This is a genomic window from Actinomyces sp. HPA0247 (assembly GCA_000411415.1).
Taxonomy (GTDB): Bacteria; Actinomycetota; Actinomycetes; order Actinomycetales; family Actinomycetaceae; genus Pauljensenia.
Map to the genome: position 1 here is coordinate 782,853 of KE150450.1, position 25,305 is coordinate 808,157.

At 63.1% G+C, this 25,305-nt stretch carries 20 protein-coding genes and 1 pseudogene; 5 read left to right on the plus strand and 16 right to left on the minus strand.

Annotated elements, in window-relative coordinates; translation table 11 throughout:
• Position 1: 1 nt before the first annotated feature.
• The 4 genes from HMPREF1478_RS03170 to HMPREF1478_RS03185 all read right to left on the minus strand — a co-directional run bounded on the left by HMPREF1478_RS03170 (position 2) and on the right by HMPREF1478_RS03185 (position 4,732).
• Positions 2-1,003, minus strand: a complete 1,002-nt coding sequence (locus tag HMPREF1478_RS03170; RefSeq protein ID WP_016460641.1) for an ABC transporter permease — start codon at positions 1,001-1,003, stop codon at positions 2-4.
• Positions 1,003-2,529, minus strand: coding sequence for a sugar ABC transporter ATP-binding protein (locus tag HMPREF1478_RS03175; protein ID WP_016460642.1), 1,527 nt, complete (start codon positions 2,527-2,529; stop codon positions 1,003-1,005). Before HMPREF1478_RS03175 ends, HMPREF1478_RS03170 begins: the two co-directional genes overlap by 1 nt.
• A 178-nt stretch (positions 2,530-2,707) precedes the next feature.
• Complete coding sequence (locus HMPREF1478_RS03180) at positions 2,708-3,757, minus strand: autoinducer 2 ABC transporter substrate-binding protein (RefSeq protein ID WP_016460643.1); 1,050 nt, start codon at positions 3,755-3,757, stop codon at positions 2,708-2,710.
• A 483-nt stretch (positions 3,758-4,240) separates the two neighbouring features.
• The gene (locus HMPREF1478_RS03185; protein ID WP_016460644.1) at positions 4,241-4,732 is read right to left on the minus strand and encodes a hypothetical protein; all 492 of its coding nucleotides are present in this window, start codon (positions 4,730-4,732) and stop codon (positions 4,241-4,243) included.
• Positions 4,733-5,108: 376 nt separating this feature from the next.
• Between HMPREF1478_RS03185 and HMPREF1478_RS03190 the strand changes: the two genes are divergently transcribed.
• Both HMPREF1478_RS03190 and HMPREF1478_RS10290 read left to right on the plus strand, forming a co-directional pair.
• On the plus strand, positions 5,109-7,622 hold the full coding sequence (locus HMPREF1478_RS03190) for a type ISP restriction/modification enzyme (protein WP_232207412.1): 2,514 nt from the start codon (positions 5,109-5,111) through the stop codon (positions 7,620-7,622).
• A gap of 189 nt (positions 7,623-7,811) precedes the next feature.
• A complete protein-coding gene (locus HMPREF1478_RS10290; protein ID WP_016460646.1) occupies positions 7,812-8,765 on the plus strand; it encodes an Abi family protein in 954 nt (317 codons plus the stop codon).
• A gap of 176 nt (positions 8,766-8,941) precedes the next feature.
• Here HMPREF1478_RS10290 and HMPREF1478_RS03195 read toward each other — a convergent pair whose 3' ends face one another.
• From HMPREF1478_RS03195 to HMPREF1478_RS10820, 3 genes are all read right to left on the minus strand, one after another.
• Complete coding sequence (locus HMPREF1478_RS03195; protein ID WP_034475075.1) at positions 8,942-9,196, minus strand: hypothetical protein; 255 nt, start codon at positions 9,194-9,196, stop codon at positions 8,942-8,944.
• A gap of 625 nt (positions 9,197-9,821) precedes the next feature.
• Positions 9,822-10,466, minus strand: a complete 645-nt coding sequence (locus HMPREF1478_RS03200) for a hypothetical protein (protein ID WP_034474870.1) — start codon at positions 10,464-10,466, stop codon at positions 9,822-9,824.
• The gene (locus HMPREF1478_RS10820) at positions 10,369-10,848 is read right to left on the minus strand and encodes a hypothetical protein (protein ID WP_016460649.1); all 480 of its coding nucleotides are present in this window, start codon (positions 10,846-10,848) and stop codon (positions 10,369-10,371) included. Before HMPREF1478_RS10820 ends, HMPREF1478_RS03200 begins: the two co-directional genes overlap by 98 nt.
• Here HMPREF1478_RS10820 and HMPREF1478_RS11025 point away from each other — a divergent pair.
• A complete protein-coding gene (locus HMPREF1478_RS11025; RefSeq protein ID WP_034474871.1) occupies positions 10,840-11,157 on the plus strand; it encodes a hypothetical protein in 318 nt (105 codons plus the stop codon). The two genes, HMPREF1478_RS10820 and HMPREF1478_RS11025, sit on opposite strands and share 9 nt — an antisense overlap.
• Positions 11,158-11,191: 34 nt before the next feature.
• Here HMPREF1478_RS11025 and HMPREF1478_RS03210 read toward each other — a convergent pair whose 3' ends face one another.
• Positions 11,192-11,893: a hypothetical protein gene (locus tag HMPREF1478_RS03210; protein WP_016460651.1), complete on the minus strand. Its 702-nt coding sequence runs from the start codon at positions 11,891-11,893 to the stop codon at positions 11,192-11,194.
• 366 nt (positions 11,894-12,259) lie between these two features.
• Here HMPREF1478_RS03210 and HMPREF1478_RS03215 point away from each other — a divergent pair.
• Together HMPREF1478_RS03215 and HMPREF1478_RS03220 are read left to right on the plus strand one after the other, a co-directional pair.
• Positions 12,260-12,679 (plus strand): annotated as a pseudogene (locus tag HMPREF1478_RS03215) (hypothetical protein); the annotation flags it as partial.
• Between the two features lie 14 nt (positions 12,680-12,693).
• Positions 12,694-13,389, plus strand: coding sequence for a DUF6318 family protein (locus HMPREF1478_RS03220; RefSeq protein WP_016460653.1), 696 nt, complete (start codon positions 12,694-12,696; stop codon positions 13,387-13,389).
• A gap of 575 nt (positions 13,390-13,964) precedes the next feature.
• Here HMPREF1478_RS03220 and HMPREF1478_RS03225 read toward each other — a convergent pair.
• From HMPREF1478_RS03225 to HMPREF1478_RS03260, 8 genes are all read right to left on the minus strand, one after another.
• Positions 13,965-15,176, minus strand: a complete 1,212-nt coding sequence (locus tag HMPREF1478_RS03225) for a S8 family peptidase (protein WP_016460655.1) — start codon at positions 15,174-15,176, stop codon at positions 13,965-13,967.
• Positions 15,155-16,672: a hypothetical protein gene (locus tag HMPREF1478_RS03230; RefSeq protein WP_016460656.1), complete on the minus strand. Its 1,518-nt coding sequence runs from the start codon at positions 16,670-16,672 to the stop codon at positions 15,155-15,157. The genes HMPREF1478_RS03225 and HMPREF1478_RS03230 overlap by 22 nt, the downstream gene beginning before the upstream one ends.
• 17 nt (positions 16,673-16,689) lie before the next feature.
• Entirely contained in the window at positions 16,690-17,127 is a 438-nt protein-coding gene (locus HMPREF1478_RS03235) for a hypothetical protein (protein WP_016460657.1), read from the minus strand.
• Between the two features lie 209 nt (positions 17,128-17,336).
• Positions 17,337-18,251, minus strand: a complete 915-nt coding sequence (locus HMPREF1478_RS03240) for an anchored repeat-type ABC transporter permease subunit (RefSeq protein ID WP_016460658.1) — start codon at positions 18,249-18,251, stop codon at positions 17,337-17,339.
• Positions 18,248-18,967, minus strand: a complete 720-nt coding sequence (locus HMPREF1478_RS03245) for an anchored repeat-type ABC transporter ATP-binding subunit (RefSeq protein ID WP_003791338.1) — start codon at positions 18,965-18,967, stop codon at positions 18,248-18,250. The genes HMPREF1478_RS03240 and HMPREF1478_RS03245 overlap by 4 nt, the downstream gene beginning before the upstream one ends.
• A complete protein-coding gene (locus HMPREF1478_RS03250; RefSeq protein ID WP_232207413.1) occupies positions 18,964-20,043 on the minus strand; it encodes a TIGR03773 family transporter-associated surface protein in 1,080 nt (359 codons plus the stop codon). The genes HMPREF1478_RS03245 and HMPREF1478_RS03250 overlap by 4 nt, the downstream gene beginning before the upstream one ends.
• A gap of 326 nt (positions 20,044-20,369) precedes the next feature.
• Positions 20,370-21,983: an anchored repeat ABC transporter, substrate-binding protein gene (locus HMPREF1478_RS03255; RefSeq protein ID WP_016460660.1), complete on the minus strand. Its 1,614-nt coding sequence runs from the start codon at positions 21,981-21,983 to the stop codon at positions 20,370-20,372.
• A gap of 71 nt (positions 21,984-22,054) precedes the next feature.
• Positions 22,055-24,040 (minus strand): TIGR03773 family transporter-associated surface protein, encoded by a 1,986-nt coding sequence (locus HMPREF1478_RS03260; protein ID WP_016460661.1) that lies wholly within the window; start codon positions 24,038-24,040, stop codon positions 22,055-22,057.
• Positions 24,041-25,305: the final 1,265 nt, after the last annotated feature.

Genomic DNA, 25,305 nt, shown 5'->3' on the forward strand with positions numbered 1-25,305 from the left:
CCTAGTGTGCGTTGCGGCGGGCGCGCATGACCTGAAGCGCGGAGACGCCGGTTCCCACGATGATGAGCAGGCCCAGGGCGAAGCCCTGCCAGAATGTCGGGATTCCCATGAGGATCATGGAGTTTTGGACGATGACGATGAGCAGCGTGCCGAGCATGACGCCCGTCAGCGAGCCCTTACCGCCGGTGATCGCGGTACCGCCCAGGACGACGGCCGCGATGACCATCATTTCCATGCCGAGCAGGTTGGTCGGGTGCATCTGTCCCATGGAGCAGGTGCGGACCATGCCGGCCAGGGCGGCGATGACGCCGACGAGGACGTAGAGCCAGAACTTGGTGGCGCGCACCTTGAAGCCGACGCGGGCGGCCGCGGACTCATCGCCACCGAGGGCGAAGAGGGAGCGTCCGAACATCGTGTAGCGGGTGACGAAGAAGGCCACCGCGACGACCGCGACGAGGATCAGGAAGGACACGGGCATCGAGGACTGCAGGCCGGAGCTTTCGTTGCGGGCGACGAAGAGGGACGCGGATCCGAAGGAGCGCATGGACTCGGGGATCGTGTTGATCTGCACGGATTTGAGTGCGCCCTGCATGACGCCGTTGAAGACGTTGGCGGTGCCAAGGGTGATGATCAGCGTCGGCACGGTCAGCCTCGACGTGAAGATGCCGTTAAATGCGCCGAGGATCGCGCCGAGGGCGGCGGCGATCAGGAAAGGCACGATGACGGGCCCGTTCCACCCATTGTCGACAAGGACTTTCGTAGTCACGTAGACCGCGAGGGAGGCCAGCGCCGGGAAGGACACATCGATGCCGCCGGAGACGAGCACGAGGTGCGCGGCGACGGCGAAGAGGCCGGGGACCACCATCGCGCCGGCCAGGTCGACGAGGTTGTTAGCCGTAAAGAACTGGCCGGACCTGGCCTGGATGACCAGGGTGAGCGCGGCGATGACCAGGAATACCCAGAATTCGTTGGCGCGCAGGACTTTCGTGATGAGTCGGGGCATTAGTTCTCTCCCCCTTCGGTCGACGAGGCCGGGGCCTGGTCTTCGGACAGGAGCCGGGTCAGTTCGGCCTCGGTGAGGGTGTCGGGGTTGATCGGGTCGCTCAGGTGCCCGGCTCGCATGATCGCGATGGTCGAGCAGTTGGTGAGCACTTCAGCGATGTCATCGGAGATGATGATGACGGCCATGCCTTGCGCGGCGAGTTCGCGCAGGATCGAGTGGATCGTGAATTTGGAGCCGATGTCGACGCCGACGGTGGGCCCGTTGAGGATGAGGACGGAGGGCTTGGTGGCGAGCCACTTGGCCAGGACGACCTTTTGCTGGTTGCCGCCCGACAGGGTGTTGACGGCGTTGGCGGGGTCGGGGGTGACGACGTCGAGGCGCTTCACCCACTTCTTCTCCTCGTCGCGGATGGCTTTCTTGTCGATGAATCCGAGGGCCTTGGTGAAGGATTCCATCTCGGAGATCGTGATGTTTTCGCCGATCGAGCGCGAGAGGAAGAGGCCTTCGGTGAGTCGGTCTTCGGGAACATACGCGATGCCGGCGGCGATCGCGTCGCGCACGCCTCGCAGGGTGACGTCTTGGCCTTTGACGCGGATGCGCCCAGAGTCGAGGGGGAGCATCCCGAACAGGGACATGGCGAGTTCGGTGCGTCCGGAGCCCAGCAGGCCGGTGATGCCGAGGATTTCGCCGGGCCGCACGCTCAGGGATGCGTCGGCGAAGGCGCCGCTCACGGTTGCGCCCTCGACCTCGAGGATCGGGGACTCGGTGATGTCGCCGGGCTGGTAGCGCTCCTCGTCGAAGTCGCGCCCGGTCATGTGGCGGGCGAAGCTGGCGCGGTCGAGCTCTTCCTTCGGGCAGGTGATGACCTTGTGTCCGCTGCGCAGGATGGTGAAGCGCTGCGCGATTTCGAAGACTTCTTCGAGCTTGTGGGACACGAAGAGGATCGCGATACCGCGCGATTGGAGGTCGGCGACGATGTCGAAGAGGGCGCGCACTTCCTTCTTGGTGAGGGCGGTCGTGGGCTCGTCCATGATGATGAGCTTCGCGTCGCCCATGAGTGCGCGGCTGATGGCGACGAGCTGTTTGTCAGCGACGGAGAGGTTGCCGACGAGTTCGTCGAGGTCGACCCGGAAGCCGATCTTCGCGACGGCTTCGCGGGCGACTTCGCGCATGCGCGAGCGGTTGACGAGGCGGCGTCCGGCGGCGACTTCGCTGCCGAGCGCGATGTTCTCCATGACGGAGAGGTTGGGGAAGATGGAGAAGTCCTGGTAGATGACGCGTACGCCCGCGTCGATGGCGTCGGCGGGTGTCAGTCGCGTGAAGTCGCGTCCCCCGATGGAGACCGTGCCCTGTTCGGGGGTGTGGACTCCGGAGATGACTTTGATGAGGGTGGATTTGCCCGACCCGTTTTCTCCGGCGAGGCAGTGGATTTCTCCGGGTGCGATGTCAAGGTCAATGTCGACCAGGGCTCGCACGCCTGCGAAGGATTTACTGACGTGTCGTACCGCCAGCACTGGGGTGTCCATGTGGTGTCCTTTCCGACGCGTGGTGCCGACCCGGGGCCACCCCTCGCGCGCGCGGGTTCGGTTCGCGTGGGCGCGTGGGGGTGCGCGAGCGTCAGTGCACGCGCTGGGGTGGCCCGGCCACGGCCTCGTTCATTGGGACGAGGCCGTGGCACGCGGGTGGTCGTGTGCGGTGAAGCGGTTAGAAGCCGAGGGAGTCGACGTTGTCCTTGGTGATCTGGATCCAGCCGTTGCCTTCGAGGACCTTGGTAGAGCCCTGCGAGAAGTGCATGGATTCGTATCCCTTGACGCCGAGGTTGACGCCGTCTTCGATCTTTTCACCGTTGAGGACCTTGGTGGCCAGGGACGCCATGGCGTAGCCGGCGTCCGCGGGGTCCCAGAGGGTCAGGGTCGACACGGAGCCATCCTTGAGGATTTGGGCGTTGGCCGCGGGCATGCCCGTGCCTGCGGTGAAAACTTTGCCCTTGAGGCCGAGCTCTTCGATGGCGCGTGCGGTGCCGGGCGCGTCGAAGGAGGAGGTGCCGAGGATGCCCTTGACTTCGGGGTACTTCTTGAGGACTTCCTTGGCGGTCTGGTAGGCGGTTTCACCGTTGTCCTGGGATTCGACGCGGGGCTCGGCTTCGAGCAGCGTCATCTTGGGGTACTTCTCCTTCTGGTGGGCGATGGCGCCGTCTGCCCATTCGTTGTGGGAGGCGTTGGTGACGTGGCCGACCATGGTGGTGTAGACGCCTTCTTCACCCATGGCTTGGGCGAGGTTGTCCATGATGAACGCGCCGTATTCACTGTTGTTGAAGGCTTCGATGTCGTACATCGTGTTTTCCTGGGAGGCGCCTTCGTGGGTGACGACGACGATGCCTGCGTCCATGGCCTGCTTGAGGACGGGCTCGATGGCGCCGGGGTCGACGGGGACGACGCAGATGGCGTCGACGCCTTGGGCGATGAGGTCTTGGATGACCTGGGCCTGCATGGTGGCGTCGGTTTCAGCGGGGCCCTTCTGGAAGGCGTTCATGCCGGTATCTTCGGCGTACTTCTTGACGCCGGTTTCCATGCGGACGAACCAGGGGTTGGTGGCGTCCTTGGGGACGACGGCGATCGTGTAGTTGCCGTCTCCGCCACCCTTCGCGGCGGGGCTGGACGAGGATTGTGCGGTCTCTCCGGGGGTGCAGGCGCCGAGGGCGAGGGCGCATGCGGATGCCGCAACGAGGGCTGTAACTGCGAGGCGGGGCTTCATAGGAATCTCCTCAGTGTGGGTCAACATCGGTGTTGTGAGGTTGTGGTTGTACGGCGGCTCTGCAGGCGTGCGGTGGTGCCTGGCGTGTCCGTCTTCGTTGCTGGACCTGCCCTGCGCTGCCGCGTGTGCGGTGCTGCTGCGTGCCGGGTGCTCCCGTCCTTGGGGGCGCGTCGGCGTGCCCCAATCCTAGGACACGCGGGTGGTGGCGTTCACTTTCCGGGTCCGTTTGGAACGAGGCCGGGGCGGGTTTTTGGGGTGTGGTTGCGGCGGTTTTGGGCTGATTTGTCAGACGTATGGGCGGGGGCGTTAGTCCAGACAAATGCCGTACGATATGGAGTGGCACGAACCGGCTCGTTGCTTGTTGGAGCGCCGCACACTCGTGCGGTGATGCGCATCATAACTGCACATTTGTGCGATTGTGATCGCGGGTGCGGGAGGATGTGCAGGGCGTGGGCACGCACATCCTCCTGCGCCTACCGACGCCTAGCGCTGCTTGGCGGCTTCAACGACCTTGTACCACTCTCGCTCACTGAGGCCCCTTTGGCGTGCCACCATGTAGGCATTCCTTCGATGCTGCTGCTGATCCACCTCGAGCTCACTCGGATTCATCATGCTGGAGTATGCACTCACCCCTGAGAAGGCAGCGCCGATCGGGAGAACCGCCAGCGTGACGTTCATACCTAGCTCGAGTTTCGATCCGTTGTTCAGGCTAAATATGATTTCACTCAGCGACGGGCTCCCCAGAAGCCTGTACATGACGACAGTGATGCCGCAACACAGGAGGCACACCAACGCCGCGATTGCTGATGTCTTGAGTCTTGACTTCCGTTCCCTTGAGACGATCGAACTGGCCAACAGATACTCCTCACCGAGCTCAGGCAGCGTCAGGGATGCCAATGTCCGTGTTCCGTTCAGGTCCCCACCGAACTGAGCGATCTGGTTGCCATCTCCCTTGTTGGCAATTATCTGAGACATCCTGCCCCCTCCTCTGGGTCACACTATCGACCACCATGGTCGACAAGCGACACCGTAAGGAGGGGCATGCTCATCTGCGTCCCGCAGCCGTGGAACCAGCACCGGCCAGGGCAGCGACGTCTCATCCGCGCCTTTGCTCGCAGAAATCCCCTTGTATCCCCACCCACCACACCAGCTAGCTTGTATGTCGTAGATTACCCGCTATTCTTGGTCGCATGACTGCTGCGCGCGACGATGATTTCATGGCATTTCCCGGTATGGAAGCAGATTCCACCACTACGCCGTTTGAGCCGATATTCCCAGATCATTCGTTCTCACAGCAGCACCCTGTGAGCCGTGCAATAAAAGCGATTGTGAGATGCTGGCGTCACACTCGATGTTCGAGAACGAACGCCGCGAGCTGGATTCCTTCAACCGGGCGATGGTCGAGCGTATTGAGGCAGTGCATACCCTGGCGGGTAAGCAGGAGATCATGCGCACGCTTTACGATCGCTTCTTCTCGCAGGCGTTCCCGCGCATGAGCGAGCGCCTGGGCATCGTCTTCACGCCCGTCGAGGTCGTCGACTTCATCATCCGCAGCGCCAACGACGCGATGCGCACGGCGTTTGGCCAGGGCCTGGGGGATCCGGGCGTGGCCATCATCGAGCCCTTCGCCGGAACCGGCACCTTCGTGGCGCGCCTGCTGCAGCTGGGCGTCATCCCGCCCGAGGCCCTGGAGCGCAAATACAAGAACGAGATCTTCGCGAACGAGTTCGTGCTGCTCTCCTACTACATCGCGTCGATCAACATCGAGCAGGTGTACCACCAGGTGCGCGCCGAGCAGGGCGTGGACGAGGGCTACGTTGAGTTCCCGGGCATGACCCTGACGGACACCTTCCAGCTCCACGAGGGCGACGGTACGATCACCGAGGACTTCGAGGGCCTGGCCGCCAACAACGAGCGCGCGAAGGCAGAGAAGGACTCGGCGATCACGGTCATCGTCATGAATCCGCCGTACTCGTCCGGTCAGAACAACGCGAACGACAACAACCAGAACCTGGCGTACCCGCGCCTGGACGAGCGTATTGCGGACACCTACGCGGACCGGTCGTCAGGTGCGAACAAGAATAGCCTGTACGACTCCTACTTCCGCGCTCTGCGCTGGGCGTCGGACCGCATTGGGGAACGAGGCGTCATCGCCTTCGTCTCCAACAGCTCTTTCGTGGACGGTGCCACGGCTGATGGCGTACGCCTGTCGCTGCAAGAGGAGTTCTCCCAGATCTTCATCTACGACCTGAAGGGAAATGCCCGGACGTCCGGTGAGCGCCGACGGCGTGAGGGCGGAAACGTGTTCGAGGCTGGTTCTCGCACAGGTGTTGCCATTACCGTACTTGTCAAAGATCCCTCGTACTCCGGCACCGCAGAGATCTTCTACGCGGAAGCGGAAGACTACGCGACGCGACAGGAGAAGCTCAACCAGATCAGCGCCTACGGATCCATCGAGGGAATCAGCGGAGCAGACACATTCCGCTCCATCACGCCGAACCAGCACGGCGACTGGATCAGCTCCCGCGACGAGCGCTTCGCAACCTTCCAGGAAATCGGAAACAAGACGCTGAAGGGCAAGGAATCAACGCCCGCAGTATTCCGGCAGTATTCAAACGGCCTCAAGACCAACCGTGACGCGTGGTGCTACAACTTCTCCCGCGAAGCAGTCGCGTCAAACATGCGCCGCATGATCGACAACTACAATGCAGCGGTCGAGGCTGGAACTACAGCGGAAGCGATCAACACAGATTCCACACACATTAACTGGAACCGTCAACTCATCCGTGATCTCACAGCTCACAAACGTCACAAATTCGACGCAGATTCAATCCGCTCTGGCATCTACCGGCCGTTCTGTGCACAGAGCGTCTACTTTGCTCGGGAGATGAATGACATGATTTACCAGCTCCCCCAGATTTTGCCGACGGCTGCACATAGCAACCTCACCATCACCGTCGAAGATGATTCTCGCAAGGAACTAACATCCCTCATGACAGATCTCCTACCGGATCTTCACACGATGGGAACGACGCAAACATTCTCTCTCTACACCTGGGAACCCCTCTCCCCCACCTCGGGGAGCGAGCCCGACCTGTTCGCCGACCTGGCGACCTCCTCGGAAAGCAGCTCGGATGGTGCTACCACGGCCTCGTCCCTGGATTTCTCGCGGCCGATCGGCGACCAGATCCCGGTGATCCTGGACGGGTATCGCCGCGTCGATAACGTCACGGACGCGACGCTGGCTTCGTACCGGGAGCACTACGGGGATGCGGGGATCACGAAGGAGGACATTTTCTTCTACGTGTACGCGCTACTGCATCACCCGGAGTATCGGGAGCGCTACGAGGACGATTTGAAGAAGATGCTGCCGCACATTCCTCGTGCGGCAGGTTTCCACACGTATGCGAGCGTGGGCCGCGAGCTGGCGGACCTGCACGTGAACTACGAGCGGGTGGAGCCGTATCCGTCGGTGCAGGAGGAGGCGAGCCTGCACGCGCCTGCGGACCCGTGGGAGCGCTACCGGATCGGCGAGCGCAAGATGCGTTTCCCGAAGCTGGGGCGCCGCGATAAGGACTTCACGCGCTTGGAGTACAACGACTACGTGACGTTGACGGGCATTCCTGCGGAGGCGCAGGGGTATTCGATTTCGGGCCGTAGCCCGCTCGAGTGGATCATCGACCGCTACCACGTGAAGACGGACAAGGCGTCGGGCATCGTCAACGACCCGAACGACTTCCTGCGCGAGCAGGGCCGCCCTGACGCGGTCGTGGACCTGATCAAGCGCCTGGTCACCGTCTCGATGCGAACCCAGGAGCTCCTGGAGACGCTGCCGAAGCTGGAGATCCCGGAGGTACAGAACTGAGTTCCGTAGATCTACTCTGATCCTCAGATAGTCAGCGGCGTATGACTTGCACCACGAGTGGCCCAAATGGCGAGATTTCAGCTCCTTGACGCCGCGAGAACGCTAGATTGGAGTTAACCGTTCAGCCCGCCCCAGCACATGCTGGGAGTGGGCTGGATCTTTTTGAGGAACTCAACGGAGATGTTGACCATGTCGAAGTCGCTGAAGCCTGGCACCACTATAAGTGATCAGATTTCGATCCTTCAAAGCCGCGGGATGTCCGTCGATACAGACCTGGCCACCCAATGGTTGACCAACGTCAGCTACTACCGCCTATCCGCATATTGGTTTCCTGCACGCAGGATAGACTCCCTCGGCAATGAGTGCTATTGCGAACATCCAACGTTTACAGATGCCGTACGACTCTACGAAGCAGACAGAAAACTACGCACACTCATACACGACGGTATTGAACGTATCGAAGTAACAATGAGGACACGCCTTAGCGAACGCCTTTGTGTCTCCGGATCGAATCCGACACCGATCTCATACCATGATCCAACTCTTTTCCGCACAGATTTCGATCACACTGATTGGGTTGAGACAGCCAAGCGGAGAGTCGGTCGTGCGAAAAAGCATAATGAGGCGATACGACACTACTACGATGAATATAATCAGTCGTACCCATTTTGGGTGCTTGCAGAAGTACTCGACTTTTCAGATATTTCCCGCATGTTTGACGGCATGAAGTCAAAAGACCAGAATTACATCGCCGAAGGCTTAGGAATTGTCATCGACAAAGCGCAACTTTCGAAGAATCAGATACGTAAGATTAAGAAGCGTTCGCCGCTTGCAAGCTGGCTCGAACAACTTACCATCATTCGTAATTCGTGCGCACACCACAGCCGCGTATGGAACAAAAGCTTTGTACCCGTCCCCACAACACCTCTTAAAACTATGCCCGTATTCAAGGATTTGCCTGACGGACAAAGCGAGCGCATATTCGGCGCGATTGTTGTCATGTCATTCCTTTTGAGAAGAACATCCCCGGGTACCACATGGCCAGATAAAGTTGCGCATCTATTTCAATCTGATTTTCTAACCAATCCACTTGTCGATCCGAGAAGCCTCGGAATTCCTGCGGACTGGTCCGGGCAGTTTTAAGGGAATTAAATCGATTCTATGAAGTCCTAGGACCCTTGATGAGATCTATCGATACTTGGCTCGTTGCAAGCAACGCATCTCATGCTGGGATGGCTCATTCTGGCCCATTATAACGGGGGTGACAGTACCACCTATACCTCGGGCATCGACATGCTCTGACACTGATCTCTAGAGGGTTATCTTGCGCTCCCAGCATCTTTCTCGAACCCAATCTGCCAAAACCCCATATCGAGGAGCTTTATCTGCGGATAGGTCAGGTCCTCGGTCTGCATTCCGCGCCGCGCTTCCTCGAGGCGGTCGTTGTGGGCCTCGTAAAACACCACGAGCTTGAGGACGGACTTCGGGCTGTATTCCTGCGTCGTCACCTTGTGTTTCGCAACACCATCTTGAAAGAACCTTTCGTACGCGGGCACGCAGCCGAGCGTTCCCATGAGGATTTTCGTGATGAGGAACGGTGACACCTGGGTCGCGACCTCACGCCCTGCGGCCTGGTCCCGGATCGGCTGGAAATAGGGCTCTTCCGAGTTGAGCGTGGGTGACCGGGTGTTGGTCGGGGATTTCGGGCAGAGGTCAAGGTCCTTGATGATGAACGGTCTTCTACCCCTGCTATCGTCAAGGACCTCTACAATGCCTCATCTACCTGTTGCTCGGCGTGAGCGTGGTCCGGTGCTCGACAGAGAGTCCTATGATCGCTGTGCTGGGTGCCCGGGTTGTGGGGTGACTTGCTCAAGGGCACGGGCGCGTGGTGGTGGAGGTGATCGACGCGCCCTTGGGCCGGGGTCCCTGTGCGGATCCGGTGGCACAAGCGACGCTGGATATGCCGAGAACGCACCTGCCAGACGGTGACATTCCTAGAGCACAGCGAGAAGGTGTGCGCTCCCCGGCCTCGTCTGGGTGTGCGGGTGATCCGCTGGGCGATCCGATAGTTGCGCGTCGAGGGAGCCACCATTGCAGGATTGGCTCGACAACTGGCAACCACGTGGAACACCGTGTGGACCCCTATCAAGCCGTGCCTGCGCGCATCTGGTTCATCGACGACATCATCCCAGCCGGCATCTAAACGATACGCGACTTCTTAAATGATTCAGTTCCGTAGAAAGTCATTTGCTTCTCGCCCCACCAGGTGAGGAATTTTTGAGCAGATTCGCCATTGTGTTCAATGTCGAATGCGCTGTCGAATGAGGCGATGACTCCGTTGGTTGCTTCGGCAAGAGCTGCTGCAACCAGCCCGTACCCTGTCGATGCAACAGCAGGGCCGGCCAAGTTTCGGTATTCATACCAGTAATGATCTTGACGAAGTACCTTTGTTAGCTGCTCGGGTGGCAGCAGGTCCTCAAACTCCTCAACGATGCTCCACAGTCCAAGATGTTCTGGTTTTGAGGTGAACGGATAAACGAGATCTTCTTTAGTGATCCGATCATCATCCTCGACAGCGAAACAACCAGGCCAAGAGGTGGAGTCCCACTCGCCGTTAATCCAGTAGCCAAAGCCAAGTTCCATACCTGGTTCCCAGGCCAAACTCTCGTCAACGAAGCGGAGCTGCGAGCCACCCGCAGGGGGGTAGAACGCCTTGACTTCGATCCGAGAGCCGACTCCGTGCCTGTCAAGGAGCTGCTGGAATAGCTCCTGTGTGCGGGCGCGCGTCTGCTCCACGAGCGGCATGAAGCTCGTTGTCGGATAGACGTCGATGGTCGTTGACATACCCCAATTCTAGAGCCCGAATGAGTGTGAACACAGGAGGAAATTCCCATGGCTGACTCATCTTTTGGGGCTCTTCATAATCGGGGGTGTAGTTGGGGCCTGAATCCTCCTGTTTCGCGGAGTGCTCGGCTCTGTGTTTGAGTGTCCTGCCCAGCGTCATGAGCTCGGTCAGGTTCCTCGGTACGCGCGTGGAGGTCAGTGTGTTGATTTCGACTTCCATCAGGACCTTACCCGCACTCGTGTCGGGCGCGCGGTAGGCGTCGATGATGTTCTGGTAGGCGCTCCAGGTGACCTCGAGTGCGACGTGGCAATCGCTGGCGAACAGGTCGAGTATGCGGTGTTGCTGACGCAGCGTGAGCAGGCATGAGCGGGTGTGGAGCATACCGCGGACCTTGTACAGGGCATCCCCGGCAACTACGTGTTCGAGGTCCTCCAGTCCTCCGGCTCCTACCTGGCCGGTTGGTTCCGCGAAACCCTCGGAGATCCAAGGCTCCTCGGCGCACCCGACCCCGCTCTCGACGAGGCCGTGAGGGAGATGTCGATCCTCGGCACTTCGCAGGGTGCCAACGAAATGACCGCATTCGGCCTCCCGGGTGTCGGCGACCTCGAGGTGACGGGACTGTCCGGGCGCAACAAGTTCTACGGCGTGCGCATCGAGGGGGTAAGCGACTCTTGGTGGGGTCGGCGATGACCGAAACACTCGGCGTCGCCGACCCCACAGACGGTCAGTGACGGGTCTTGGCGTCCTCAGCGTCCCTTTCGAAGCCGATCTGCCAAAACCCCATGTCGAGCAGTTTCATCTGCGGATAGATGAGATCGTCAGTCCGCATTCCTCGCCGCGCTTCCTCCAAGCGGTCGTTGTGCTTCTCGTAGTAGTCCACGAGCTTGAGGACGGACTTCGGGCTGTATTCCTGCGTCGTCACCTTGTATGTCGCAACGCCATCCTGAAAGAACCTGTCGTACGCGGGCACGCACCCGAGCGTTCCCATGAGGATCTTCGTAATGAGGACCGGCGACACAGGAGTCGGAACCTCACGCCCTGCGACCTCGTTACGTATCGGCCAGAAATGCTCGGCGATGTCGTCGTACACGTTCGTGTACCTCTCCTGAACCTCAGAGTCCCGCAGACCCACGCAAGCGACCCCAAGCAGGCAGTCGTATTCGGGCTTGAGGATCTTTTCGACGATGGGCACAAGTACCTTGTAGTCCTTCTGAAGGAGGAAGGACGAGCCCCTGTACATCCCCCAGCTCGCCAGGTAGAAGGCGAGGTGCAGACTCAAATAGTCGCAGTCCGGGGAGGGGTCGGTCCGCGCATCTCGAAACACGCGATAGCAATGCTCCCACGAACGCGAGCGCCCATTCTTATCCCTACGCGCCTCCTCGTAGAAGGTCTGCGCAGCGTCAATCAACTCATCGATGGCTTCCATACTTTTCTCCTTGTGCCTCCACGGAAGGCCGCTCCCCCTCAAGACCTGCATTGTTTGAGCGGTGCCTCTCTGGGCGCGAATTCCGATGCGGCAGATCAACCACCACATCGAGCAGCCACGCGACCCGGCCTCCCAAGCCTCGTTGAGCAACACTGCTTTATTTTCCGATAACCATACCGCACGGAGCGGGCACGATGCGGCCAATTGGAAGGCTACAACACAGCATCGTCGGCCCCGGACGTTCCGGGAGCACTCTCGTTCCCACATCTCACGACGAGGCCGGGGCCGGGTCGCGCACATACGTGCGGTTTCGGGAATGTGGGTGGGAGGACGTGCGTGATGGTTGCGCAGCATTCTTAGTATTTCATGTCGGTCGCCAACCCGACCCAGACTCACGTCATCAACCTGCTGGAACACGACATCACCATCACCCTGAAAGCCACGAACTACGAATGGGACTGGGGCGATGGCACCCCGAACACCATCACCGCCTACCAAGGAATGGCCTTCGAAAAGGGCATGGACCCCAACAAGGACCCCCGGCTCATCCGCCACTACTACACCCCACCCAACGGCTGGCGCTCACGCTTCGACGGACCCTACCCCAACGCCACCCGCACCATCACACTCACCACCACGTGGAGCGGTACGGCCACCAATCCCTTCACTGGAGAGACCCAAACCATCAACGGCCTGGTCACCACGACGGAGACAACAGGCCCCTTTCCCCTCAACCACCTCATCGTCTCCAACACCGACACCTGGGAAGAAAAACAAGGCCACTAAGCGAGTGATGCACCATGAGTACGAAACCCTCCAACATCGGCCGGTGGATCGGCGCCATCATCGCCGCCATCGTCCTCGTCGCAGTATCGTTCGTGGGATTCCGCGCGTTTAACGCTCGCGCCCACGCGAACGCCGAGCTTCAGTCCGGGGCACAGTCACCCCAGTCTGACACTGCCGCGCAATCAGGCACCCAATCAGGCGACGCCCCTCAATCCGCGCAGCCGACACCCGTTGACGTCCCAAAACCCACTCCCCCGCCGAACCTCTACGCGGGCGGCCAAATTGGTGCCCAAGCGACATCACAGTGGTACGTCGACCTGTGGGCATATGCGTTCAATACCGGAGACACAGAAGATCTCATGAAGGTATGTCAGGTTGAGGGCTACTGCGATGCATTTGCACACGACCTGGAACGCATGCATACAGATTCATATCTCGTCAAGCCGCTCACCAATCAGTATCTTCAAACAAATAAGATATACGAGTGCTCACTCCAAAAGGCAGGCACTGAAGGAATTTGTGTCGAATTCACATTTTTGCAAACACCGGCAGTATTCCGCTACCTAACAGAGGAAAAGGCGTCAGAAGAATACGACACCATAAGCACGGTAACCGGCGAAGAAATCAACAACGAACAAACACTCTTTCGTGTCCTATTTCTTGAAGAGCGGGGTGATACATGGGTCGTCACCCACATCTGGGATCACTAATGACCACCGGGAATCAATATCCGCTGAGAGCGACAGTCCGTAGAGTCAATTCTCATTGTTGATGCTGACAATACAGATGGTCACCACGACTCCAGAACTCCATATGCTGAGGCCCCAACCCACCATCGTGGGCTGGGGCCTCAACATCATTGGTTCACGTGACAGCCCCCAGGACAGCAACATGAAGCTCTCAGCTCTCCTGAACAAGCTCGTAGCACACCCAACGGCGCTGTCCGGTGGACCGTACCAGGCCTCGCGCAACGAGACCCCGTAGCGAACTACCTCGCACCGGTTCCGTATCAGCCGTCAGTCGACGATGGCGCTGCAGCAGCATCTGCTCCTCAGATGGCGCCATCTCATAGACCCGCTTATCTATCTCATAGAACCCTCGATAGATCCCATAGAAGTTCATAGATGTGACAGAGAGCGTCATAGAGGAACTTCAGGAAGTACGCGGCCAGTATCGAAGCGCGCGACGCAGCACAACACCGCCGCCTCCGCTCTTACCCCATCAATGTTTCACGTGAAACAATCGCCAGGATGCGCGCCAGAGCGAGCTCGAGGCCGCCCCAGCCTCACTTCCGGTGGTACCGTGGGCTTGTGCCCAGGTGCGTCGGGGAAGTGTTCAAGCCATCCTTCAGCTTCGACTCGTCGAGGCCTCGATATGTGTACGAATTATCATTCACAATATCCGTCGGATCTACGACACCATCCACGTACTGCTGGACCTCCTCCGGCGTCGGACTCGATCCGCCCTGCTTCTCCATCAACGGATTCTCATCAGGGAACTGCGACGGATCCGTATTCAGGATCGCACCCGGATCGATCGCACCAAACCCAGTGTACTGGTTCCACCCATGGTCCGGATTCAACCCCGTCTTCACCAGCAGCTGCAGCAGCTGGTTACTGGTCGCCTCAGGCCACCGCTGCTTCGCCAAAGCCAGCACACCCGTGACCACGGGAGCGGAAACTGACGTCCCATAGGTCTCATCATGAGCAGCTGTATCCAGATTACGAAAGAGCACGGGACCACCAATCGACGCTGTCACCACGCCCTGGCCCCAGGATGAATAGTCCTGCCGATTATCGTCCGCGCCAATCGCACTGACACCCACAACACCAGACCATTTGGACAATGATTCAACATCGTTATCATTGCCATCATTACCCGCAGAAGCTACGACAATGACGCCGCTCGAAATCGAACGAGCAACAGCCCACTTCACCCGATTAGCGCCAGCTACGCTGGAAGCGGAGTAGTTAATGACCTGGGCACCATCGTTCATTGCCTGATTCAGCAGCCAATCCTCTGTTATTCGCGTAGCGGCGCTATCTGCACAGTCATTTGCAGCCACATCCCCATTTTTCCCAAAGCTCAACTGATAGGCAAGAAGCGTTGCGTCCGGCGCGACACCGTAGCCTGGCGCCACAAGGATCGAGGCGACACCCGTACCGTGTTGTTTCGATTTGGATGATGTAGTGATCGTGCACGGAATCGTCACCGTGATATTCGCGCCCGCGAGCTCGGGAACGGAAGTGTCCACCCTGCCGTCGATCATCGCGATCGTCACGCCCTTGCCCGTGTACCCCTTCGCGCGCGCCCGATCCAAGCCGTAGTACGAGAAATACGACTGATCGGCGGCGGTGATCGTGTCGGCAGCGTGAGCGGGGGCAGCGGGAATCGACACGATACCCACCGCGAGCGCACCAACGGCCGCTACCGCGGCAGCGTTCCTCGCACGTACCTGCTTACTCCTCATCGCCCTTACCATTGGCGCAGATCCCATCCGTCATCCTGACGCGGGGCAGGCGCAATGTCCTTGTCCGTCCCGTATGTCTGCGACATCGGATTCACGTAGCCCTCCGGCAGTTCATCCTCATCCTCGACGCGGAACGGCGTGTACTTGCGACGCCTCGCCTTCTTGCCATCTTTACCGCCGCCGGAACCGGCACCGGCTCCACCGCCCATGAAGCCGCCGCCCTGGGTGCCTGCCCTTCCGGACCCGGCGGCCCCGGTCCCAGATGCACCGCGGGAACCCTGAGCACCGGCAACCCCCACAGCACCACCCTCTACCGACGGGGGCTTATAGGTTCCATAGCCTGGACCGGAGTAGGTACCCGCGCGCAGCGCCGACATGCCCATGGTTCCACCACGACCAAGCGCACTGGCCGCAGAGGAATGAAGATCCCCGCCCATGCGGGCCGCGCGACCGACACCCATTGCTCCGGCTCCGAGCATGCCCGCGCCACCGAGCCGACCGGCCAACGCAGACTCACTGCCCGGCCCTCCGTTGACATTCCACAGCGGGTGGTATCGATCAACCGGGGGCGCCGGGGTGTAACCACCGATGACCCCATTCCGGTGCCGATCGCCATTGACTCGCGTGTGCAACAGATCGATGTCCATCAAGTCCTGAGGATCGGCAATAGGGTTGAGGCGCGAGCCCGCCTCCCCTTCGTCGGCAAAACGATCGGGAACGCGGGGAGAGGACATGACGCGATCACTGATCGGACCGCCCTCGTCGTACCCTCCCGGATATAGACCGGAGCCGGGACCGCGCAAACCTGAACGTCCATAATCCGTGTCGCGATTGCCCGGATAGACGCCCGCCTCGTGAACGGACGTATTGAGATAGCCATTCTCGATATCGCGGCGCACGCTGCCGTTCGAAGGACCCGGAGTTGGTCCGGAGTGCTCACCCCAGTCAGATACCCGCTGTTCCATGTCAGTGCGCTGCGCATTCGTCCCATCCGCGAGGCCCTGCATCGTGTTGTTTGCGCGCTGCAGGATATCGGTCGCGGCAACCTCGCGCTGGTTGTTTGCCTGTTCGACGAGGCCCTGGACGTATGCTTCGCCCTTGGCGGCGATGGCGTTGATGAGCAGCCCGAAGGGCCCGATAACCGGTGCGACCGGGATCACGACGTGCGCGGCGTCTGCGAGCGCCTCGAGCTTCGAGTCGATCAGCGTGGGTGACAGCTGCATCGCTTCCTCCCGCACCTGCTTCATCGTCCGTCGAGCCTCGACGTAGTACTCCATCGCCGTGTTGTGGCCGTCCTTGATGGCCTGCACCTGCTTCATTGCGCGACCGGTCCAGTCGTCGATTTGCTGGCCGGTCTCACCGGTGAATCCCTGAGTGGTGCGCATGTGGTGCGTCGAGTTGTTGGCCTCGTTCAGACCGCACACGACCTTATTATGCTGGTCGTCCCAGGCGTCCAGTTCGGAGGCCTTTTCGATCGCGGCGACCAGCCGCATGAGGCGCTCATACATCGGGCTCTCAACCATGATTTCTGCTCCCCTCCTCAGATCTCCGACGGCTTGTTCTGGGTGGGCGCGGTTCCCGTCCCCGTTGCACCGGATCCGCTCACACTCGTGACAGAAGACCCGGATCCCATGTCGTCCACAGACTCGCCTCGCTCCAAAGCTGCCAAGATTGCAGCGAGTTCATCGGCGTTTGCTGTTTCCGCAGCTTCAAATGCCTCGGCCGCGTGCTCAACGTCTTCGTCGAACTTCGAGAAGCGTGTCTGCTGGCCACGAATGAGATCATCCTCAGTCTTCAGCAACGAAACGATCGCTGTGCGCATCGCCTGGAATCCGGCTTCGTCGGACCAATACCCGGGGTCTTGCGCATCAATGAGTTGCTCTAGCGCCTTCGATGAGTCTCCCAGGGACTCCCCCCCCCGCTTCATATCGTCACGCGTCTGGGCGTGCTTATCGGCATCGACACCAACGTCGGCCACGCGCCACCTCCGAATCGATCAGCCCATAGACGTGGGCCACGGAACAATTCTGGTACGCGGCCAAGCATATGACCACTTGTTCACATTCACAAGCGTGTTCCAGGTTCACGAGGCCGGGGCCGCGTCCTCGGACAGGCCCACTCACGAGACGGCGTCCAGTCCCACTGACGCGCGCGCACGAACGCGCGCACTGTCCGGGCCCGCCAGACTCACCCCCGCCTCTCGCGCAGTCCCCGCGCGAGGACCCCATGCCTCGGCGCGAAGACCCAGGCGAGGCCGAAGCACGCGGTGAGCACCAGGACGATCGTGGCGCCCGTGGGCACGTCCAGCGCCCACGACAGGTAGAGGCCCACCAGGCCCCCGGCAGCCCCAAGCACGGGCGACAGGATCATCATGGTCCCCAGGCGGTCGCACAGGAGCCGCGCGGTGGCCGCGGGGGTCACGAGCAGGGCGAGCACCAGGACGTTGCCGATCGTCTGCACAGAAATAACCACAGCCAGGGCCACGGCGACATACAAGGACAGATCGGCAGCGAGCACGTGCACGCCCGCGGCTCGGGCACTCTCGCGGTCCAGGGTCACGGCAACGATGGGCCGGTGCGCCAGGAACAGCATGAGCAGCACCAACGCAGCGCCACACAACACCACGGGCACGTCCGACGCCGGGATACCCGTGATCGACCCGAACAGGAAGTCCTGCAGGCTCCCCGCATACCCGGGCGCCCGCGCGATGATAGCGACGCCGAGCGCAAACGCGCCCACGAAGAGCACGCCGATGACGGAGTCCTCCTTGAGGCGCCGATTCTGCGCCAACAGGGCCACCAGCACGGCGGTCACAACGCCCGCGAGCGCCCCGCCGAACACCAGGGACCCGCCGCACACGAAGGCGATCGCCAGGCCGGGGAACACGGAGTGCGCGACCGCGTCGCCGATGAACGCCATGCCACGCAGGACGACGTGCACGCCGACGCTGCCGCACACGAGCGCGGCGACGACCGCGATCAGCAGCGCGCGCGGCAGGAACGCCAGCGCGGGGTTCGTCAGGTCGCGGAAGAAGTCGTAGGGGCTCAGGAAGTCCGCCGCCGGGGCGAGGACGTGGCCCCCCGCGTGGATCACGGTGCTCATGCGCGCACTCCTAGGGCGTCGAGGATCGGGTTGTCGGGTCGCACGTCGAAGGCGCGGATCCACGGGTCGGCGTCGGCGAGCTCGTCGGGACGCCCGGAGGCGACGATCGTGCGCCGCAGCAGGTACAGCCGGTCGCAGCCAGCGCGCGCGCCGATGAGGTCGTGCGTGGTCATGAGGAGGGCCCGTCCCCCGTCCGCGAGCGCGCGGAACAGGTCCATGAGCATCTCCTGCGTGGGCATATCGAGGCCGGTGAAGGGCTCGTCGAGGAGCAGCACGGCGGGCCGGATCGCGAGTGCCCGGGCGACGAGGACGCGCTGGCGCTGGCCGCCGGACAGCTCGCCGATGGGTCGCTTGGCGAGGTCGCGCATGCCCACGAGGGACAGGGCCTCCTCGACCGCGCGGAAGTGGGGGGTCCGAGCGCGCCCGAGCAGGCCTCGTCGCACGGTGACGGCCTGCAGGACGGCGTCGCGCACGCTGATCGGGAAGTCCCACGCGAACTCGTGGCGCTGCGGCACGTACCCGATCGCGCCGTCGGTCTCGACGCTGCCGCTGGAGGGGATGAGCCCCAGGATCGAGCGGATCAGCGTGGTCTTCCCGGCGCCGTTGGGTCCGATGAGGCCGACGAGCTCCCCGGCCTCGACCTCCAGGTCGACGCCCTCAAGGACGCTGCGCCCACCCAGGGACGCGCCCAGTCCGGTGACGCGCAGCTGGCTCACTGCTCCCCTCCCCGATCGACGAGGCCGGGGCCGCGCTCGCCCGAGCCCTCACCGCGGGCGGTGGGCAGGGGCGCGAGGATGGAGTCGGCCTCGGCGATGGCGGCGGCCTGTTCGGCGCGGCTGCGGCGCGAGCGCGCCACGACGAGGGCGCCGATCACGAGGAGCGACGCCGCGGCGACGGCGATGATCGCGAGGAAGGCCCAGTCGGGCAGCCCGCCCGACGCGGCACCGGCGGCAGAGGAGGAACCGTCGGGGTCAGCAGCCCCGGAAGCAGCGGGTGCAGCACCAGAGGAAGGAGCGGAAGCACCATCGGCGGGGGCAGCTGCGGGCGCGGCCATGGCCAGGGCCTCGGACGCGGAGGCGGCATCACCGACGGCGAAGCGCAGGGTCGTGGAGGCACTCACGGCCTCGCCCGCGGTGGTCGTGCCCAGGAAGGTCACGGTCGCCGTGTAGGTGCCGGGCGCGGAGAACGCCCAGTTGGCGTGCACGTGCGTGCCCGAGTCGATCCACACGTCGCCAGGCGCCGCACCCGAGTCGGCGAGCAGGAGGGGCTTGCCGAAGGTGCCGGACTGCAGGAACAGCCACGCGCGGCCTGGGCCGGACACGGGGCCGACGCGCATAGTGAGGCCGCGGTCGATGGTGGCCGTGACGGCGGGGTCCTGCGTGTTCCAGCCGAGCCACACGACGCTCGGATTCTGCGTCTGGGGAACGACGTACACGGGCTTGCCGGCGACGTCGGCCAGGAAGGGGTAGTCGGCAGAGTCGGGTGCGGTCATGATGGCCGCATCATTAACGCGCAGGACGGTCTGGTTGGGGTCGCGCCACACGGCGCCACTCTCGGCGTCGTGGCGCAGGCCGGCCCTCCACTGTCCATCGATCAGTCGGGGGCCGAGGTCGACGTGCCCGACGCTGATCTCGCTGGCCTCATTCGACCATTCTTCGTGCGCGGCAACGCTCTGCGCGAGGTCGGGGTCGGGACTCGGGTCAGCAAAAGAAGAGGGGGCACCCGCGATGATGAGCAACGCGGCGACAAGAAGCGAGAACACCGACAGGCCGAGGCGGGGGAATTGCACCATTAGAGCCGCGACACGCCGGCGACACGCCGTAGGGATGCTTCTAATGCTGCAATTCCCCCCGGCGGCGGGGCCTGGCCGGGCTTCGAGCTGAGTCGCCCACCCGCTCGGTCCCGTGGGCAGCGGCAAGGCCTGGCCGGGCTTGCGGAAAGGCCTCCGGCTAGCCCCGGTGGCGGCGGCAGGGCCTGGCCGGGCTTCGAGATCGACCACTCCGAGCGAAGCTCGCGTGTGGCGATCTCGCGGGCGGGCCGCCGCCACCGGGGCGTAGAGCCGGCGGCCGCCCTGGCGGGCGACGCCTCGGTCGGAAGTCGGGCGAGAAGAGAAGGATTTCATGGCATCTCCTTGCCGCCCAGGCAGCGTGCCAGTGAGCGGGCGTTGTGTTCCATCATGTCGATGTAGGTGGGTGCTTGGTCGTCGAGGGTGTCGCCGTACAGGGGGCAGATGTCCACGCCCGCGTCGGTGGCGGCGGTGCGCAGGGTGGAGCGGGTGCGCGCCAGGTTGGGTTCGAGGAACACCGCGGGGATCGAGGAGTCGGACAGCGTGGCTTGTAGTTTGATCCGGTCGGCGATGGAGGGTTCGACGCTGGGGTTGGGTGCGACGAAGCCGGCGACGGTGAGCCCGTAGGCGTTGGCCAAGTACGCGTACGCATCGTTGGTGGTGATGAGTTTGCGCCGCTCCTCGGGGATGGACGCGATGGTCGAGGCGACGGTGGCGTCGAGCTCGTCGAGGCGCGTCAGGTAGGCGGCTGCGTTGGCCCGGTAGGTGGCTTCGCCGTCGGGGTCGACGGAGATCAGCGAGTCGCGGATGACGCGCACGTACGCCTGGGCGTTGTGGACGTCGTGCCACAGGTGGGGGTCGATGTCGCCGTGGACGTGCTTGCCGAGGACGGCCTGGGGCAGCATGTAGACGTTCGCGCCGGGCTCGCCGATGAAGCGGAACGAGGCCTCCCCGGGGATCGTGGTGAGCGCGCGGGTGGGCACTTCGATGACGACGTGGTCGAGGTCGGTGCATTCCATGGTGGAGGCGACGGCCGCCGCGGCGCTGGATGCGCCCACGCAGGGGGCCGAGGCCTCGTCCCCGCTGAGTGCGCCGGCGTCGGAGGCGAGTTCGACGCGCTTGGTGGTGAGGCTGACGGTGATGTCTGCGTGACCGGCGGAGAGGACGCGGCGGCCTTCGGCGGCGGCGATGTCCTCGGGCGGGGTGCCGACGGCGAAGACGGCGGTGCCTTCCCCGACGCCCACCGGCGTGGCGCCGGGCGTGGTGCGCAGGTTGGCGCGGAAGTGCACGCGGTACACGCCGGGCTGAGTAAATGCCCAGCTCATGTGCTGGTGGGCGTCGGCGGGCAGCTGCGCGGTGTCGGTGTCGTATCCGCCTGCGGCGTTGAAGCCGTCCGAGGTCGCGAAGGCGATCTCGGGCTGCCCGAACGACGTGGTGAGGTAGGCGGCGGCCTGGCCGGGCCCGTCGACGCCGGTGGTCGTCAGGTCAATCTGCGAGGCGCGGGTGGCCCCCATGTCGGCGCCGTCGCCCCACACGCGCATGCCGAGCCACGGGGTATCAAGCGCGCGGTCTTCGACGAGGGGGAGGATGGTGGCGCCGTTCTTGGCGGCCTCCTCGGCGACGGAGACAGAGCGCGAGCCGGCGGGCAGGTTGGAGTCGAGGGCACGGATGAGGGCGTGTTCCTCGAGCATGAGGTAGTTGGAGAAGGCGACGTCCGCGTAGGCAACATCGCGGATGGTGCGCAGGGAGGGTTCCCACGAGTGCGGGTCTGCACCGTTGGGCACCATCTGGGTGACATGGGCGCGGTCTCCGGCGACGTTGCGCACGAGGTCGGCGAGGATGCCGGTCGTGGCCACGACGCGCAGTTCACCGTCGGATGCTGGGTCGGGCGAGGGCGCGCACCCTGCCAGGGTCGCCGTGAGCGCTAACGTCGAGGCGGCGAGCACACACCCACTCCCCCGCCACCCACGAGAGGGGAGGCGGGGGATGAAGGAGAGTCGGCCTCGTGAATGAGGAGTCACGACTGTGCGCGCAGGTTGCGGCGGCGTCCGATCGCGCCCACCCACACGCAGGCCGCGCCCGTGAGCGCCCACGTCAGGGAGACGACGGTCAGCGGGATAGTGTCGGCGCCGGTGGTGGCCAGGGACAGGTCGCAGTCCTTGCCGGAGGCGGTGCGGCCGACGACCTGGGAGACCATGGGTCGCCCGTTCGGGCCGGTCGTGCCCGTGGCGGTGAGGTCACCGCCGGAGCCGAAGCCGCTGCCCGTGAGCGCCGCGCCGTTGGGGGTGACGCGCATGGTGATGGTCAGCGTGTAGGTGCCAGGCGCGGTGAACACCCAGTTCTGGTGGGCGTGCGTGTTGGCGCCGAGCGTGTAGCCGGTGCCCGGGCCATCGAAGACGTGCTCGCCGACGCCGGAGCCGAGCGCGCCCGCGTTAAAGACGGCGACGCGTCCGGGGCCCTCAACGGCGTCGAGGGTGAACTGGACGGGGCCGGTCGTGCCGGTGACGATCTCTTCGCGCTGGGAGTTCAGGCCCAGCCAGGGCACGCCCGCGATCTGAGTCGACGGGATCAGCCAGACGCTCGAGCCGGGGGTGGCAACGAAGCTGAGGTCGGCGGGCGCGGTGATGCGCGCGGCGTCACCGAGGGCGAAGGTCAGGGACGAGGGATCGACCCACTGGGCGGGTTGGCTGCGGTCGTCCTTGACTCGGGCGACGAGGGTGCCGTTTTCGATGGCGGGGCCCAGGTCGAAGTGGCCGTCGGTGGCGTTGCCGGAGGCGCCGTCGCCGACGCTCACGGTCAGCGTCGTGCGCGCGGTGTTCGCGGGCGCGCTGTTCGAGGCCAGGGTGGCGGCCTCGGCCTCGGTGGCCTCGCGGGTAACGCGGGTGGCGACGCAGCGCTCACCGCCGGTCGTGCCGGATGTGGTGCGCGCGCCCGAGGAGGGGGCAGGGTTCGCGCCGGTCGTCGTGCCGGTGGTTCCCGTCGTTCCCGTCGTGTCAGCGGAGGGGGCGCTGGGCGTTCCCGTGGCACCGCCCTCACCCTGGTCCTGGGCTGCCTGGTTGTTCGTGTTGTTCACGGAGCCGGGGCCCACGCCGGGGGCGGGCTGCGCCTGGTCGGTCGAGGGGGCCTGGGCGGCCTCGGCGAGGCACGAGGCCTCGTCGGCGACGTCGATCGTGTACGTGTGGGCGGCGGACTGTGCGGAGGCCGCGCCGGTGGCGCCGGGGGTCCACGCGCTCGCCTGGACGGTCAACGTGTAGCGGCCGGCACGCGTGAAGAGCCAGTTGACGTGCTTGTGGGCGGCGTAGGGCTGGTCGATGTCGTCGCCGCCCGGCGCTAGGTCGAAGCTGCCGTCATTGGTGACCGCCTTGGTGCCCTCGGTGAGGCTGGAGGTGAAGGCGTAGATACGGCCGTCGGCGGGACCCGTGTAGGAGATGTGGAAGCGCGCGGCGCCGTATCCGCCGGCCGTGACGCCCAGGGTGTCCCATCCGGGCCACAGCACGGTGGCCTGGTTGTCACCGGACTGGCCAAGCAGGTACGCGGCGGTGGGAGCGCCGGTCGCCTCGCTGACGGAGGTGGGGATCTGGGTCAGGGTGGACTTGTTGACGGCGAGGAGCGTCTGCTCGGGCTCACGCATGACGCCGGAGCCAGTCGCGTCCTCCTTGATGCGCAGGGTGAGCGCGCCGGACGCGTCGGAGGTCAGGTCGAAGATGTCGGCGTGGCCATGGTCCAGGGTGGCCGTGGTGCCGGCGGGGGCGGTGCGCATGAGCGCGCAGGCGGAAACGTCGGCCTCGGACGAGGCCGTGGCCGCGTCGGTCGTTGCGGCGTCGGCCTCGGTGGTGTCTGTAGCTGCTGCGTCGGTTGCTACCGCGTCAGCTGTGTCGGAGCCGGCGGTGGCCTCGTCGGCGGCGTGTGCCACTCCGGGCACGAGGAAGGAGGCGGCCGCAAGGGTCATTGCGGCGAAAGCCCGGGCCGCGCGGCCCGGGTTCCGGTGCTTCGTGGGGTTCATGGAGGGAGTCCTCTAGGTGCTTCGCACGTGAATATGAATGAGAATCGTTATCATTCTAATATCATGGCCCACGTCGCGCAAAGTTCCGCGACCCGAAATCCCAGATCGATACCTATAACCGTGACCACTCCCCATCACCATGACGTCCGACAGCCTTGATGACGGCCTGGAGGGGTCTGGCTTTTTCGGACCGTTTGTTTTGAGAGGGTTGTTCTGAGTAGTCCCGGCTGCTTGTGGCCGGCCAGCTTCGATGACGGCCAGCTTCGATGACGACCAGCTTCGATGACCCCGTGAAACCTCGGAAAACACCGCTCCCCACCTCAATTTCGCATGCAATTCCCCCACCACTCTTTCAAACTTTGAAATCGGATCGTTGAAATTCCGCGGTTTTCTGGACGTTGTGAATTTGTCTGATGACCGAATTGCATGCCAAATTGGGGAGAGCTCCGGATCGATGTCAGTGCTTCGCCAGGTAATGTCAGTGCTTCGCCAGGTACTGCGCAGATCCCACAACTCGTTCTCACAGTCCCCCACTTCGCCGTCGCCATGCCCCTCGCAGACCCAGGTCGCACAAACACCTCACCCGCACGATCTTCGCCGAACATCCATACCCCCGGTCAGGACCTCACCCGTCGACTGACGAACTCACACGGACCGGCATCGAAACTTCTAAAACTTCGCCATCAATGCACGAGCGAAGCCGATGATGCGCACCAATTGTGACGGCCTGCGCACGCTCGTTCGGATCGTGTGCACGCAGCCACTTTGCTTTGCAATTACTTGGTTTTCGCTGCGATCTAAATTACTGGCCGATCGGTTGAATGCATGTTTTGGCAGGGATAAACTATAACCATCAAGCGCCTGACAAAGCTGCCAAGCTCGCCAGGCGCTTTTCTTGTTTGAAACGCAGGGTCGCGCCGACGCCACCCGCGTTGGCACACTCCACGTACGAGACCGCCGGGCGATCCCCGGCCTCGTCAAACAGGGAATCAACACAACATACGATCCCACGAGGAGTTCACTCATGTTCTCGACCATCGACGTCATGGTTGCCCAGGCTCACATCGATCAGCTCAACGAGCTCGCCGACGCCAAGCACCTGGTCAAGGCCGACCGCCACTGAGCGAATTCCGGCTCCGCCGGACTTCCACGCAAGTCCGCAGACCCGCGAGGGCTGCGGACTTTTTGTATACCGAGACGGGCACGAGGCACCACTCCCCCACGTCGCTTTCGGACAACGAGTCGACGCGCCGAGCGAAGCTCGC

Excerpts from the sequence above, each read along its gene's own strand:
- HMPREF1478_RS03170 (WP_016460641.1), bottom strand. The coding sequence starts at position 1,003 with ATGCCCCGACTCATCACGAAAGTCCTGCGCGCCAACGAATTCTGGGTA.
- HMPREF1478_RS03175 (WP_016460642.1), bottom strand. The coding sequence starts at position 2,529 with ATGGACACCCCAGTGCTGGCGGTACGACACGTCAGTAAATCCTTCGCA.
- HMPREF1478_RS03180 (WP_016460643.1), bottom strand. The coding sequence starts at position 3,757 with ATGAAGCCCCGCCTCGCAGTTACAGCCCTCGTTGCGGCATCCGCATGC.
- HMPREF1478_RS03185 (WP_016460644.1), bottom strand. The coding sequence starts at position 4,732 with ATGTCTCAGATAATTGCCAACAAGGGAGATGGCAACCAGATCGCTCAG.
- HMPREF1478_RS03190 (WP_232207412.1), top strand. The coding sequence starts at position 5,109 with ATGTTCGAGAACGAACGCCGCGAGCTGGATTCCTTCAACCGGGCGATG.
- HMPREF1478_RS10290 (WP_016460646.1), top strand. The coding sequence starts at position 7,812 with ATGTCGAAGTCGCTGAAGCCTGGCACCACTATAAGTGATCAGATTTCG.
- HMPREF1478_RS03195 (WP_034475075.1), bottom strand. The coding sequence starts at position 9,196 with ATGGGAACGCTCGGCTGCGTGCCCGCGTACGAAAGGTTCTTTCAAGAT.
- HMPREF1478_RS03200 (WP_034474870.1), bottom strand. The coding sequence starts at position 10,466 with ATGTCAACGACCATCGACGTCTATCCGACAACGAGCTTCATGCCGCTC.
- HMPREF1478_RS10820 (WP_016460649.1), bottom strand. The coding sequence starts at position 10,848 with ATGCTCCACACCCGCTCATGCCTGCTCACGCTGCGTCAGCAACACCGC.
- HMPREF1478_RS03210 (WP_016460651.1), bottom strand. The coding sequence starts at position 11,893 with ATGGAAGCCATCGATGAGTTGATTGACGCTGCGCAGACCTTCTACGAG.
- HMPREF1478_RS03220 (WP_016460653.1), top strand. The coding sequence starts at position 12,694 with ATGAGTACGAAACCCTCCAACATCGGCCGGTGGATCGGCGCCATCATC.
- HMPREF1478_RS03225 (WP_016460655.1), bottom strand. The coding sequence starts at position 15,176 with ATGGGATCTGCGCCAATGGTAAGGGCGATGAGGAGTAAGCAGGTACGT.
- HMPREF1478_RS03230 (WP_016460656.1), bottom strand. The coding sequence starts at position 16,672 with ATGGTTGAGAGCCCGATGTATGAGCGCCTCATGCGGCTGGTCGCCGCG.
- HMPREF1478_RS03240 (WP_016460658.1), bottom strand. The coding sequence starts at position 18,251 with ATGAGCACCGTGATCCACGCGGGGGGCCACGTCCTCGCCCCGGCGGCG.
- HMPREF1478_RS03250 (WP_232207413.1), bottom strand. The coding sequence starts at position 20,043 with ATGGTGCAATTCCCCCGCCTCGGCCTGTCGGTGTTCTCGCTTCTTGTC.
- HMPREF1478_RS03260 (WP_016460661.1), bottom strand. The coding sequence starts at position 24,040 with ATGAACCCCACGAAGCACCGGAACCCGGGCCGCGCGGCCCGGGCTTTC.